The organism is Mycobacterium sp. NGS50 (assembly GCF_059812545.1).
Genome location: NZ_JCALCW010000008.1, coordinates 21,334 through 34,308, shown reverse-complemented (window position 1 = coordinate 34,308; position 12,975 = coordinate 21,334). Strand labels below are relative to the sequence as shown.

Here is a 12,975-nt window from a genome sequence, read left to right as displayed (position 1 = left end):
CATTATGTCCAACAAGGTATTCGTCGTCGGCGTCGGCATGACGAAGTTCGAGAAGCCGGGCCGCCGCGAGGGCTGGGATTACCCGGCGATGGCGAAGGAATCCGGCACCAAGGCGCTGGAGGACGCCGGGATGGAGTACGGCAAGATCCAGGAGGCCGCCGCCGGATACGTCTACGGTGACTCGACTTCCGGCGAGCGGGCCATCTACGAGCTCGGCATGACCGGCATCCCGGTGGTCAACGTCAACAACAACTGCTCCACCGGGTCCTCGGCGCTGTACCTGGCCGCCCGGGCGATTCGCGGCGGGCTGGCCGACTGCGCGCTCGCGATCGGGTTCGAGAAGATGCAGAGCGGCTCACTCGACGCCGGCTTCTCCGACCGGGAGCAGCCGCTGCTGCGCCACATCGAGGCCCTCGCTCAGCTGCGGGACTTCGCAATGCCGGTGGCGCCCTGGATGTTCGGCGCCGCGGGTGCCGAGCACATGGAGCAGTACGGCTCCACCCCGGAGCACTACGCCAAGATCGCCGAGAAGAACCACCGGCACTCGGCGAGCAACCCGTATGCCCAGTTCCAGGATGTGTACACGCTGGAGGAGATCCAGTCCGCGAAGATGGTCTACGAGCCGCTGCAGATGACGCGGCTGATGTGCTCGCCCACCTCGGACGGCTCCGGCGCCGCGGTTCTGGCCAGCGAGCGCTTCGTCGAGGAGCACGATCTCGCCGATCGCGCCGTGGAAATCGTGGGCCAGTCGCTGATCACCGACACCGAGTCGACGTTCTCCGCGAAAACCGCCCGTGCGCTCGTCGGCTACGACATGAGCGCCACCGCGGCGCGCAACGTCTACGAGCAGGCCGGAATCACCCCCGAGGACATCGACGTCATCGAACTGCACGACTGTTTCGCCCCCAACGAACTGCTCACCTACGAGGCGCTGGGCCTGTGCGCCGAAGGTGAGGGCCACAAACTGGTCGACGCCGGCGACACCACCTACGGCGGCCGCTGGGTGGTCAACCCGTCCGGCGGGCTCATCTCCAAGGGCCACCCCCTCGGCGCGACCGGGCTCGCGCAGTGCGCCGAGATGACGTGGCAGTTGCGGGGCCAGGCCGACGCCCGCCAGGTGCCGAACGCCAAGGTTGCCCTCGCCCACAACATCGGTCTCGGTGGCGCCGCCGTCGTCACCGCCTACCGGCCAGCCCAGCGCTGAAACACACTGTCCCACAATACCGATCACGAACAAGGAGCATGAAAATGGCATCATCGAACGTGACCCGAGAGTTTGCGGCGCCGCAGGAAAAGGTGTGGGCGGTGCTCTCCGACCCGAACCGGTTCGAGGAGTGGCTGACCTTGCACACCAAGTGGAAGGAAGCGCCGCCCGCGCAGCTGTCCAAGGGTGCAACGATGGCCGAGGTCCTCACCATCATGGGCATGGCCAACACGATCACCTTCACCGTCGACGAGTACGACGCGCCGAACAGCACCAAGTTCTCGGGCACCGGCATGGCAGGCGCCAAGATCACCTTCACGCTGACTGTCGAGCCCAAGGGTGACGACGCGTCGATCGCGACGCTCGACGCGGAGTTCATCAGCCAGATGATGGTCGGCGCCATCGGCGGTGCGATCGAGCGGGCCTCCACCAAGGAGCTCGAAGCCTCCCTGGACAACCTGACCGCGCTGATCGTCTGACCGGGACGTCAGCCCCGACTACGAAGGAAAACACAATGGGTTCAATGGAGAATCGCGTCGCCGTCATCACCGGCGCCGGGCGCGGTATCGGTCGCGAACATGCGCTGCTCTTCGCCAAGGAAGGTGCCAGCGTGGTCGTCAATGACCTCGGTGGCAGCAACGACGGCAGCGGCACGGACGCCGGGCCGGCTCAGCAGGTGGTCGACGAAATCATCGCCGCCGGCGGCAAGGCCGTGGCCAACACCGACAACATCGCCACCTGGAGCGGGGCGAAAGGTCTTGTTGACCAAGCCATCTCCGAGTTCGGCGGCCTGAACGTCGTGGTGAACAACGCGGGTATCCTCCGCGACGCGTTCATCGCGGGCATGGACGAGTCACAGTGGGACTCAGTGATCGCGGTGCACCTCAAGGGCCATTTCTCGGTGCTCCACCATGCCGCGGCCTACTGGAAGGATCAGGTCAAGGCCGGTAAAGAGGTCAAGGCCGCGGTGGTCAACACCGCGTCGGCATCCGGCACGTTCTTGCCCAACGCGGGGCAGGCCAACTACGGTGCGGCCAAGGCCGGTATCGCTGCCCTCACCGAGGTGGCCGCACTGGAACTCGAGCGCTACGGCGTGCGGGTGAACGCGATCGCCCCGGTGGCGCGCACCCGCCTCACCCTGGCCACCCCGGGCATGAGCGCGATGTTCTTGGAAGAAGTTCCCGACGGCGAGTTCGACGCCTTCAGCCCGGCCAACATCGCCCCGGTCGTGGTGTACCTCGCCTCCGAGGACTGCCCGTTGACCGGCAAGGTCCTCGCGGTGCAGGGTGGCGCGGTGTCGCTGCTGCAGGGCTGGACCACCAAGGATGTCGTCGAGACCGACGGCCCCTGGCTGTTGGACAAGCTGCCCGCGCAACTGGATCACTGGGCCGCAACCGAATGATCGGCGAACGGCGCGCAACCTACGCCGGTGTCGCTACCCGCGAGCTGTATGTCGACGGAGCGGGTCCGACGCTGGTTCTGGTGCACGGATTCGGCCATCCCGCGCCGTGTTGGCGTCCCATCCTGCAGCGGTGCGCCGCGGCCGGGCAGGCGGCCATCGCGGTCGACCTGCCCGGCTTCGGCGAGGCCGACCCACCCTCGCCGGGTCCTTTCCTGCCACAGCTGGTGACGTTTCTACGGGCCGTGGTGACCACGCACGGAGCCGGCACTCCCGTTGTGCTGGTGGCCAACTCGCTCGGTGCGAGCAGCGCCGTGCGATTGCTCGACACCGAACCCGATCTGCCGGTCTGCGGGCTGGTCGCCCTGGCTACCGCCACCGACCGGTGGACGCCGCTGATGAAGGCCGGGATGATCCGCCGCGGCCGGACACTGGCCGGACTGGCCGGCCTCCCGCTGCCACGTGGGATCCTCGGGCGCGGCGCGAACATCGTCGGCGCCCGACTGCTTTACGGCGACTACCGGCTCGCCGACGCCGCCACAGTCGCCCTGCTTACCGATCAGCTCGGCTCGCGGCAAATACGGCGCGATCTCGCCGTCCTCGGCGGCCCGCTGATGTTCGAGGTCGCGGTGGTCGCCACCGCACATGACATCAGCTATCCCACCGTGTTCGTGCACGGCACCCGGGACAAGCTCGTCTCGGTCGCGGCCAGCAAGCGCCTGCATGCCGCCAATCCAGCGAGTCGACTCGAGCTGCTGGACGGCATCGGGCACTGTCCCCACCTGGACGCGCCGGACCGCGTCACCGCCCTCGCCCTGGAACTGGCAGGCGCCGCGGGCGGGATTCGTACCGGCACCGTATGAAGGAGTTGCCATGACAGTTTCAAAGGCAGATCGGGCAGCAGCGGTGCGCGGCAAAGTCGTTGTCATCACCGGCGGTGCGCGGGGTATCGGGCTGGCGACGGCGACCGCCTTGCACAAGCTGGGTGCGAAGGTGGCCATCGGAGACATCGACGACGTCGCCGTCAAGAACGCCGCCGACGAGGTCGATCTGGCGTTCTACGGCAAGCTCGACGTCACTGACCGGGATTCTTTCGCGGCATTTCTCGACCAGGTCGAACACAAGCTCGGACCGATCGACGTACTGGTGAACAACGCCGGAATCATGCCGGTCGGCCGGCTGGTCGACGAGCCTGACCCAGTGACCCGGCGCATCATCGACATCAACGTCATGGGCGTGATCATCGGCTCGAAGCTCGCCGCGCAGCGTATGCGGGGCCGGCACCACGGCCATATCATCAATGTGGCGTCGCTGGCCGGCGAAATCTACGGCTCAGGGATGTCCACCTACTGCGCCAGCAAGTTCGCGGTGGTGGGATTCACCGATGCCGCCCGCGTCGAGCACCGCAACACCGGTGTCGAGTTCTCGATTGTGATGCCGTCCTTCGTCAACACCGAGCTGACCGCCGGTACCAAAGGCATCCGCGGCGTCAGAAACGCCGAACCCGCTGATATTGCCGCGGCGATCGTCCGCTTGGTCGGCAAGCCCCGGCCGCGGGTCCGGGTGACCAAGCTCGCCGGTGGCCTCGCGGCGACGCAGAAATTCTTGCCGCGTGGCTTCGCCGAGTGGTTGGCCCGAGTGCTCGGCGGCGAAACGGTCTTTCTCGACGACGTGGACACCGAACGGCGTCGAGACTATGAGGAACGCGCCCGCCACAGCTGATTGATCACGACTCGCAAGTCAACGGAAAGGTCTGATATGTCTGACGCCGCGATGATTCGCTGCAACACGGTGCAGCGGTCCTACGACGAGCTGCACGCCCGCGCCGCGCGGATCGCAGCGGGCCTGCGCGGCCTGGGCATCGCGGCGGGCGACAACGTAGCGGTCGTGTTGCCGAACTCCGTCGAGTTCCTGGAGGTGACCACGGGTATCGCGCTGGCCGGCGCCAATCCGGTCCCGGTGAACTGGCACTGGAAATCCGAAGAACTCCACTATCTGCTCGACAACAGCGAAAGCAAGGCGGCGTTCGTGGGTTCGGACTTCCTTGCCACCGTCGAACAGACCGGCACCGCGATCCTACTGCTGGTGGTTCCGGCCGACGGCGCCCCGGCGGCGGACCCCCGAGACTACGAGAGTTGGCTGAACTCTCAGGATGCCGACGGCGCGGAGTTCACCCCGTCGGCCGGTCTCGGCATGATCTACACCTCGGGGACCACCGGGCGGCCCAAGGGCATTGTCCGGGAACCGGTTTCCGCCGAGCGCATCCTGCAGGTGGCCATGGCGACCATGCAGCGTATGGGGCTCGGGCCGGGGGTACGGACCCTCATTCCCGCGCCGCTGTATCACACCGCACCCAACACCATGGCGGTGCTGGCCACCAAACTCGGGATGGACATCACCGTGATGCCGCGATTCGACGCCGAGGAGTTCCTGGCGACGGTAGAACGCCACCGCGTGCAGCAGGTGCAGATGGTGCCGACCATGTTCACCCGGCTGCTGCGACTGCCCGATGAGGTGCGCGGCCGCTACGACATCTCCTCCCTGCAGACGATCGTGCACTCCGCGGCCCCGTGCCCGCCCCACATCAAGCGGGCGATCATCGACTGGTTCGGGCCCATCGTCAGCGAGTATTACGGCGGATCCGAGACCGGACCGGCGGTGTGGTGCACCAGCGAAGAGTGGCTGGCCCATCCGGGGACGGTCGGCTGCCCGGCCGACGGTGCGCAGGTCCGCATCGTCGACCCGGAAACCCGGGAGCAGCTGCCGACCGGCGAGGTGGGGGTGATCTACATCAAGCCGGCCGACTACTGGCCCGGCTTCAGCTACCACCGCGACGACAATAAACGCCGGGAGATGGAACTCGACGGCTTCGTCACCGTCGGCGACATGGGCCGTCTCGACGAGGACGGGTACCTGTACCTGACCGACCGCGCCAACGACATGGTGATCTCCGGCGGCGTCAACATCTACCCCGCCGAAATCGAGGCGGTGCTCTACGAGATGCCCGCGGTCCGTGATTGCGCGGTGTTCGGTATCCCGGACGAAGAATACGGTGAATCGCTGGCCGCCCACATCGAAGTCGACGACGGCTTCAGCCTGACCGCCGACGAGGTGCGTGCCTTCCTGCGCGAGCGACTCGCCGGCTTCAAGGTACCCAAGACCGTCGTGTTCGACGACAACCTGCCGCGCGAGGATTCCGGGAAACTGTTCAAACGCAAGATCCGCGACCTGTACTGGCGCGACGCCGAGGCCAAGATCTAGGAGTCCCAACTCGGAGACCTACACCCCCGCCGCGAACAAGACCGACATCGTTACCCCCGGGGTTCACCCCCGAGGAAGCGATACTACCGACGACTGTCTCAACCGGATGAACGCGCACAGGCTGCTGCCTTCGTCGTCACCGACATCCAGCCCGCACCCGACAACCTGGCCGGGGTCACCGTTTCCACTACGGGAGGGTTTTGGCAAGCCTCCTACCAAGCCGATCGTGTCGGCCGATCAGGGTGGGCGCTGGCGGATCACCCACGACAGCGCCATGACCATGCTGCACGTGTTCTGGTTCGACGCCAACCGGTCCATGGACCACCCGGTCCCGTGATCCGCCGGCTGGGCCCTCGATGCGAGTCGTTGGGACCGTCACGCTGCTTTGCCGCGCGAGGCCCGCGTTCCGGCCAGCGACAACGTGGTGTGCACCAGCGTCCCGGCGCGCTCGATCAGCGATTTGCGCCGCGGGAAATAGTGCATCGGCAACCCGCGGCGGTCTGACGGCGGCGCCATGAACCCCGGTGCCTCCACCAGCGGTGCGTCGTCGGGAATCCGGCCCTGCGCACGGCGGTAACCGGCCAGCGCGCGCGGATGCAGCCGGATCTCGTCGGGCACCACGAAAAACGCCAACTCGACGGCCTTGCCGAGCATCCGCAGCAGCACCTCGTCGCCGGGCGTCCAGCGCATGCCCGCCTTTTCGCGCACCGGCGGCTCGAACAATCCGGCGGCGATCCAGCGCTGGATGGCCATGTAGGGCTCGAACAGCTGGTCCCAGACAGGGGTGGGCATCAACACGAATTTCGGCTTGGGGATCCGCATTTGGAAGATGTCCAGCGTCGCCTGGTTGATCTCCAACTCCTCGCGGCCCTTGCGATCCCAGTACTCGCAGAACTCCTCCCAGGAGTCGGGCACCGGGCGCATGCTCATCCCGTACATCCGGTACCACTGCACGTGCTCGTCGAACAGCTGCCGCTTCTCGGCCTCGGTCAGCCCGCCGCAGAAATACTCCGCCACCTTGATCACCAGCATGAAGAAGGTGGCGTGCGCCCAGTAGAACGTCTCGGGGTTCAAGGCGTGATAGCGCTGCCCGGCGGCGTCCACCCCCTTGATGGTGTGGTGGAAGTTCTTGATCTGCTCGCCGGTCGCCGATGCGCGGTTGCCGTCATAGACCACGCCCATGATCGGGTACACCGAACGGGCCACCCGCTGCAGCGGTTCGCGCAGCAGGATGGAATGTTCCTCGACCCCGGCGCCCAGCTCGGGATACATGTTCTGGATGGCGCCGATCCACATACCCATCAATCCGGTGCGCAGGTCACCGAAGTACTTCCAGGTCAGCGAATCGGGGCCCAGCGGCTCCGGGTTGATGTGGCGCGACACTTTTGCTGAGGTCGTCGTCGTTGACGATGCGGTCATCACAGCCTCCTGCTTCCCGATGCCTCCACGATAATGATGACAACGCGTGTTGTCGACAGTTTCAGCGGCGCGTCGCCTGCCCCGTTTCTGGGACGGCCCCTTCTCGTTGTACGGTTGTGACCTGGTCTTTTGGGGGATCGGCGTGGCGGACACCACTTCGGTGGTCGTTGCCGGTGTCGGTGCAGGCCACATACCCTGTCGCAGGTGGACCTTGAGCCCACCGGCATGTCCAAGGAGGCGGCTACGGTGCCGGATCCGACCCCCGAGTCGCCGCGTCCCGCGCTGTCGCTGGCCGGCGTCGCCGACTGGTTGCGCAGCACCAACAGCAGCCCCGGCGTGATCGACGCGATCCGGCGGTTTCGGCGGGTGCTGCCCGGCGACCCCGAATTCGGCGATCCGTTGTCCACCGCCGGTGACAGCGGCCCGCAGGCCGCCGCCCGCGCCGCCGACCGCCTGATCGGTGACCGCAGCGCCGCCTCGCGCGAGGTCAGCCTGGGCGCGCTGCAGGTGTGGCAGGCGCTGACCGAGCGGGTGTCGCGACGCCCGGCCAACCCCGAGGTCACCCTGGTCTTCACCGACCTGGTCGGTTTCTCGTCGTGGTCGCTGGACGCCGGCGACGAAGCCACGCTCAAGCTGCTGCGCCGGGTGGCGCAGGCCGTCGAGTCACCATTGCTCGACGCCGGCGGTCACATCGTCAAGCGGATGGGCGACGGCATCATGGCGGTGTTCCGCAACCCGCTGGTCGCGGTCGGGGCCGTGCTGGCCGCCCAGGACGCCATCAGGTCGGTGGACGTCGACGGCTACACCCCCCGCATGCGGGTGGGCATCCACACCGGCCGACCGCAGCGGCTGGGTTCGGACTGGCTCGGCGTGGACGTCAACGTCGCCGCACGGGTGATGGAGCGCGCGACCCGGGGCGGCATCGTCGTATCCGGGGCCACGCTGGACCAGATCGATCAGGCCGACCTGGAGTCCCTCGGGGTGGTCGCCAAGCGGGCCCGCCGGCAGCGGTTCGGCGCCAAACCCAGCGGCGTTCCCCCGGACCTGGTGATGTACCGGCTCGAAACTCATAGAGAGTTTCCAGGGACCCGGCAATCCACCGACCGGGCATCCGAGGCATAGTAGAAGCCGATGTTTATCGAATTGTTATCTCGGCTTGCGCGGGTGCGGGTGACGCTCGGCTATGCGACGGCCCTGTTGACGGTGGCCATGACGCTGCTGGTGCTCGGCCCCGACGTGCGCGACCAGGTCGTTTCCAACGTCAGCACCAACCTGTACAACTTGAGCCACGGACATCTGGCGACCCTGCTGGGCAGCGCGTTCGTCGCCGACGACGGCCCGATCTACGTCTGGCTGCCGAGCCTGGTGTGCCTGCTGGCCCTGGCCGAACTGCTGTGGCGCGGCGGCCGGCTGATGCTGGTCTTCGTCACCGGTCACGTCGGCGCGACGCTGCTGGTGGCGACCGGCCTGGCCGCGGCGCTGAAGTTGGGCTGGATGCCGATGTCGATCGCGCTGGCCCGTGACGTCGGCATGAGCTACGGCGCGGCCGCGGTGCTGGGCGGGCTGACCACGGCGATCCCGAAGCGCTGGCGGCCGGCCTGGATCGGCTGGTGGGTGTCGGTAGCGCTGGGCACGGCCGCGCTGTGCAGCTCCTTCACCGACGTCGGGCACGCGGTGGCGCTGCTGCTGGGCATGCTGGTGGCCGGCCGGCTGGCGCGCCCGGCCCGCTGGACCCGGGTGCGCTACGCGCTGCTGGCGGTTTCCGCGGCGTTCGGCTTCGTGGTGCTGGCGCACACCGGCGTCTCGGTGCTGGCCGGGATCGGGCTCGGCACCGTCGGCGCACTGCTGGCCGACCGGATCGCCCGCCGCCGCTGGGTGCGGCCGCAGATGGCGACCGCCCCCGCCCTGGTGGGCTGACGCCCGGACCGCCCATCGGGTTGCGGCCCGTCACCACTTATGATCGGCACTTGCGTCACACTCGTGCCGCTTTCCGACCCGTTTGAGGAGAACGTCGCCGCGTGGCCGATCAGCCCGTCGATCTGTCCGAGGAAGCTCTGGCCACAGCGGTCGGTGCGGCCCGGGACGCCTTCGCTGCCGCCGCCGACCTCGACGCGCTGGCGCGGGCCAAGACCGAGTATCTGGGCGACCATTCCGCGCTGGCCCTGGCCCGGCGGGCGTTGGGCAGCCTGCCCAAGGAAGACCGGGCAGATGCCGGTCAGCGGATCAATGCCGCCCGCGGCGCCGCCCAGCAGGCCTACGACGAACGGCTGGCCGCGCTGCGCGCCGAACGCGACGCCGCGGTGCTGGTCGCCGAACGCATCGACGTCACCCTGCCGTCCACCCGTCAGCCGGTCGGTGCGCGCCATCCGATCACCATCCTGGCCGACCGGGTCGCCGACACCTTCATCGCGATGGGCTGGGAACTCGCCGAGGGCCCGGAACTCGAAGCCGAGCACTTCAACTTCGATGCGCTGAATTTCCTGGCCGACCACCCGGCGCGCAGCATGCAGGACACCTTCCACGTCGCCCCCGAGGGATCGCGCCAGGTGCTGCGCACCCACACCTCGCCGGTGCAGATGCGGGCCCTGCTGGCCCGCGAGCTGCCGGTGTATGTCGTGTCCATCGGGCGGGCGTTTCGCACCGATGAACTCGACACCACCCACACCCCGGTGTTCCACCAGGTCGAAGGCCTCGCGGTGGACCGCGGCCTGACCATGGCGCACCTGCGCGGCACGCTGGACGCGTTCGCCCGCGCCGAATTCGGGCCGGAGGCCCGCACCCGGTTCCGGCCGCACTTCTTCCCGTTCACCGAACCCTCCGGCGAGGTCGACATCTGGTTCGCCGGCAAGAAGGGCGGCGCCGGCTGGGTGGAGTGGGGCGGCTGCGGCATGGTGCACCCCAACGTGCTGCGCGCTGCCGGCATCGACCCCGAGCAGTACACCGGGTTCGCCTTCGGCATGGGCCTGGAACGCACCCTGCAGTTCCGCAACGGAATCCCGGACATGCGCGACATGGTCGAGGGCGACGTGCGGTTCTCGCTGCCGTTCGGGGTGGGTGCCTGATGCGGCTGCCGTACAGCTGGCTGCGTGAGGTCGTGGCCGCCGGCGCGCCCGGATTCGACGCGTCGCCGCACGACCTGGAGCAGGCCCTGATCCGGATCGGCCACGAGGTCGAGGACACCATCGCGGTGGGCCCGGTGACCGGCCCGCTCACCATCGGGCGCGTCGTCGAGATCGAGGAACTCACCGACTTCAAGAAGCCGATCCGGGCCTGCCGGGTTGACGTCGGCGAACCCGAACCGCGCGACATCATCTGCGGCGCCACCAACTTCGCGGTCGGTCAGCTGGTCGTCGCCGCGCTCCCGGGCACCACGCTGCCCGGCGGCTTCACCATCGCCGCTCGCAAAACCTACGGCCGCACCTCCGACGGGATGATCTGCTCGACGGCCGAACTCGGCCTGAGCGCCGACTCCGCCGGCATCCTGGTGCTGCCTGAGGGCACCGCCGAACCCGGCGCCGATGCGGTACGCGTGCTCGGCCTCGACGACGTGGTGTATCACCTGGCCATCACCCCGGACCGCGGCTACGGGCTGTCGGTGCGCGGCCTGGCCCGCGACATCGCCTGCGCCTACGACCTGGACTTCGTCGACCCGGCCTCCAGCGACGTGGTGCCGCCGCTGCCCGTCGACCGGGAGGCGTGGCCGCTGACGATCCAGCCCGGCACCGGGGTGCAGCGATTCGCGGTGCGCCCGGTGACCGGCATCGACCCGGCGGCGGTGTCCCCGTGGTGGCTGCAGCGCCGGCTGATGCTGAGCGGCATCCGCGCCATCTCGCCGGCCGTCGACGTCACCAACTACGTGATGCTCGAGCTCGGCCACCCGATGCACGCCCACGACCAGGGCCGGATCACCGGCGGGCTGCAGGTCCGCTTCGCCCGCCCCGACGAGCTGGTCACTACCCTCGACGACGTCGAGCGCCGGCTCAACGCCGGCGACGTGCTGATCGTCGACGACGTCGCCACCGCGGCGATCGGCGGGGTGATGGGCGCGGGCACCACCGAGATGCGTGACGACTCCACCGACGTGCTGCTGGAGTCGGCGGTGTGGGATCCGGCCGCGGTATCACGCACCCAGCGCCGCCTGCACCTGACCAGCGAGGCCGGGCGCCGCTACGAGCGCAGCGTCGACCCGGCGATCTCGCTGGCGGCCCTGGACCGGGCGGCCCGGCTGCTCGCCGACATCACCGGCGGCACCGCCGAACCGGCGCTGACCGACTGGACCGGGGATCCGCCCCGAACCGGGTGGACGCAGCCGCCGATCACCATCGCCGCGGACCTGCCGGACCGGATCGCCGGGGTCGCCTATCCCGACGGCACCACCCGCCGGCGGCTGGAGCAGATCGGCGCGGTGGTCGAGGCCGCCGCCGACGCCACCCTGACCGTCACACCCCCCAGCTGGCGACCCGACCTGCAACAGCCCGCCGACCTGGTCGAAGAAGTCATGCGGTTGCAGGGCTACGACCAGATCGGGTCGGTGGTGCCCCAGGCGCCCGCCGGCCGCGGCCTGACGCCGGAGCAGAAACGCCGCCGCAGCATCGGGCGGGGGCTCGCCCTGTCCGGGTACGTCGAGGTTTTGGCCGGCCCGTTCCTGCCGGCCGGCGTCTTCGACACCTGGGGGCTGGCGGCCGACGACCCGCGCCGGCGCACCACCCGGGTGCTCAACCCGCTGGAAGCCGACCGCCCCGCGCTGGCCACCACGCTGCTGCCGGCGCTGCTGGAAAGCTTGGTGCGCAACGTATCCCGCGGTGCGGTGGATGTGGCGCTGTTCGCCATCGCCCAGGTGGTCCAACCGACCGAGCAGACCCGCGGCATCGATCCCATCCCGGTCGACCGCCGGCCCACCGACGAGCAGTTGGCCGCGCTGGACGCCTCGCTGCCCCGCCAGCCCCGGCATGTCGCCGCGGTCCTGACCGGACTGCGTGAACCGCGCGGGCCGTGGGGGCCGGGCCGGCCGGTGCAGGCCGCCGACGCCTTCGAAGCGGTGCGCATCATCGCGCGCGCCGGCGGCGTCGACGTCACGCTGCGGGCGGGGGCGTATCTGCCCTGGCATCCGGGGCGCTGCGCCGAGGTGCTGATCGGCGACGTCGTCGTGGGCCACGCCGGGCAGCTGCATCCGGCGGTGGTCGAGCGGGCCGGGTTGCCCAAGGGCACCTGTGCGGTCGAGCTGAACCTCGACGCGGTGCCGCTGAGCACCGCGCTCCCCGCACCGACGGTGTCCCCGTACCCGGCGGTGTTCCAGGACCTCAGCCTGGTGGTGCCCGCCGACGTCGCGGCGAAGGCGGTGCTCGACGCGGTGCGCGACGGGGCGGGGGAGTTGCTGGAGGAGGTCGTCTTGTTCGACGTCTACACCGGTCCGCAGGTCGGTGCGGACCACAAGTCGCTGACCTTTGCGCTGCGATTCCGCGCCGCCGACCGCACCCTGACCGAAGACGAGGCCAGCGCTGCTCGCGACGCCGCGGTGGCCTGCGCCGCCGAGCGCCTCGGCGCGGCGCTGCGGAGCTGATGGATTTCGTTGCCCCCGTGCTGAATCGGAGAGGTGTTACCGCGATGGGTCGTGTGGTCGGATGGCGCGCTGCCGGCGCGCTACTAGGGTGCCTTGCCACGGCCGGCTGCTCCGGGGGTCACCCCGCCGCGC

General features: G+C 69.0%; 11 protein-coding genes. 10 read left to right on the top strand and 1 reads right to left on the bottom strand.

Annotation, left to right across the window (positions count from 1 at the left end; all coding sequences use genetic code 11):
• The first annotated feature begins 4 nt into the window (after positions 1 to 4).
• From AC5Y36_RS07635 to AC5Y36_RS07610, 6 genes are read left to right on the top strand one after another with little or no spacing between them, the layout of a single operon-like run.
• Positions 5 to 1,204: a lipid-transfer protein gene (locus tag AC5Y36_RS07635; RefSeq protein ID WP_500040266.1), complete on the top strand. Its 1,200-nt coding sequence runs from the start codon at positions 5 to 7 to the stop codon at positions 1,202 to 1,204.
• A 44-nt stretch (positions 1,205 to 1,248) separates the two neighbouring features.
• Complete coding sequence (locus AC5Y36_RS07630) at positions 1,249 to 1,683, top strand: type II toxin-antitoxin system Rv0910 family toxin (RefSeq protein ID WP_500040265.1); 435 nt, start codon at positions 1,249 to 1,251, stop codon at positions 1,681 to 1,683.
• A 35-nt stretch (positions 1,684 to 1,718) separates the two neighbouring features.
• Complete coding sequence (locus AC5Y36_RS07625; protein ID WP_500040264.1) at positions 1,719 to 2,606, top strand: SDR family oxidoreductase; 888 nt, start codon at positions 1,719 to 1,721, stop codon at positions 2,604 to 2,606.
• Complete coding sequence (locus AC5Y36_RS07620) at positions 2,603 to 3,466, top strand: alpha/beta fold hydrolase (protein ID WP_500040263.1); 864 nt, start codon at positions 2,603 to 2,605, stop codon at positions 3,464 to 3,466. The genes AC5Y36_RS07625 and AC5Y36_RS07620 overlap by 4 nt, the downstream gene beginning before the upstream one ends.
• Positions 3,467 to 3,476: 10 nt before the next feature.
• The gene (locus tag AC5Y36_RS07615; RefSeq protein ID WP_500040262.1) at positions 3,477 to 4,325 is read left to right on the top strand and encodes an SDR family oxidoreductase; all 849 of its coding nucleotides are present in this window, start codon (positions 3,477 to 3,479) and stop codon (positions 4,323 to 4,325) included.
• A 36-nt stretch (positions 4,326 to 4,361) separates the two neighbouring features.
• On the top strand, positions 4,362 to 5,864 hold the full coding sequence (locus AC5Y36_RS07610; RefSeq protein WP_500040261.1) for an AMP-binding protein: 1,503 nt from the start codon (positions 4,362 to 4,364) through the stop codon (positions 5,862 to 5,864).
• 375 nt (positions 5,865 to 6,239) lie between these two features.
• Here the strand turns inward: AC5Y36_RS07610 and AC5Y36_RS07605 are convergent, their stop codons facing one another.
• The gene (locus AC5Y36_RS07605; RefSeq protein WP_500040260.1) at positions 6,240 to 7,283 is read right to left on the bottom strand and encodes an oxygenase MpaB family protein; all 1,044 of its coding nucleotides are present in this window, start codon (positions 7,281 to 7,283) and stop codon (positions 6,240 to 6,242) included.
• 225 nt (positions 7,284 to 7,508) lie between these two features.
• Between AC5Y36_RS07605 and AC5Y36_RS07600 the strand changes: the two genes are divergently transcribed.
• From AC5Y36_RS07600 to pheT, 4 genes are all read left to right on the top strand, one after another.
• Positions 7,509 to 8,405 (top strand): adenylate/guanylate cyclase domain-containing protein, encoded by an 897-nt coding sequence (locus AC5Y36_RS07600; protein WP_500040374.1) that lies wholly within the window; start codon positions 7,509 to 7,511, stop codon positions 8,403 to 8,405.
• 9 nt (positions 8,406 to 8,414) lie between these two features.
• A complete protein-coding gene (locus AC5Y36_RS07595; RefSeq protein ID WP_500040258.1) occupies positions 8,415 to 9,200 on the top strand; it encodes a rhomboid-like protein in 786 nt (261 codons plus the stop codon).
• Positions 9,201 to 9,301: 101 nt separating this feature from the next.
• Positions 9,302 to 10,345 (top strand): phenylalanine--tRNA ligase subunit alpha, encoded by a 1,044-nt coding sequence (pheS, locus tag AC5Y36_RS07590; protein ID WP_500040257.1) that lies wholly within the window; start codon positions 9,302 to 9,304, stop codon positions 10,343 to 10,345.
• Positions 10,345 to 12,843, top strand: a complete 2,499-nt coding sequence (gene pheT / locus AC5Y36_RS07585; RefSeq protein ID WP_500040256.1) for a phenylalanine--tRNA ligase subunit beta — start codon at positions 10,345 to 10,347, stop codon at positions 12,841 to 12,843. The genes pheS and pheT overlap by 1 nt, the downstream gene beginning before the upstream one ends.
• The last annotated feature ends 132 nt before the right edge of the window (positions 12,844 to 12,975 follow it).

Bases quoted from the DNA above. Each gene is read 5' to 3' on its own strand.
- AC5Y36_RS07635 (WP_500040266.1), top strand. From the start codon at position 5: ATGTCCAACAAGGTATTCGTCGTCGGCGTCGGCATGACGAAGTTCGAG.
- AC5Y36_RS07630 (WP_500040265.1), top strand. From the start codon at position 1,249: ATGGCATCATCGAACGTGACCCGAGAGTTTGCGGCGCCGCAGGAAAAG.
- AC5Y36_RS07625 (WP_500040264.1), top strand. From the start codon at position 1,719: ATGGGTTCAATGGAGAATCGCGTCGCCGTCATCACCGGCGCCGGGCGC.
- AC5Y36_RS07620 (WP_500040263.1), top strand. From the start codon at position 2,603: ATGATCGGCGAACGGCGCGCAACCTACGCCGGTGTCGCTACCCGCGAG.
- AC5Y36_RS07615 (WP_500040262.1), top strand. From the start codon at position 3,477: ATGACAGTTTCAAAGGCAGATCGGGCAGCAGCGGTGCGCGGCAAAGTC.
- AC5Y36_RS07610 (WP_500040261.1), top strand. From the start codon at position 4,362: ATGTCTGACGCCGCGATGATTCGCTGCAACACGGTGCAGCGGTCCTAC.
- AC5Y36_RS07605 (WP_500040260.1), bottom strand. From the start codon at position 7,283: ATGACCGCATCGTCAACGACGACGACCTCAGCAAAAGTGTCGCGCCAC.
- AC5Y36_RS07600 (WP_500040374.1), top strand. From the start codon at position 7,509: ATGTCCAAGGAGGCGGCTACGGTGCCGGATCCGACCCCCGAGTCGCCG.
- AC5Y36_RS07595 (WP_500040258.1), top strand. From the start codon at position 8,415: ATGTTTATCGAATTGTTATCTCGGCTTGCGCGGGTGCGGGTGACGCTC.
- pheT (WP_500040256.1), top strand. From the start codon at position 10,345: ATGCGGCTGCCGTACAGCTGGCTGCGTGAGGTCGTGGCCGCCGGCGCG.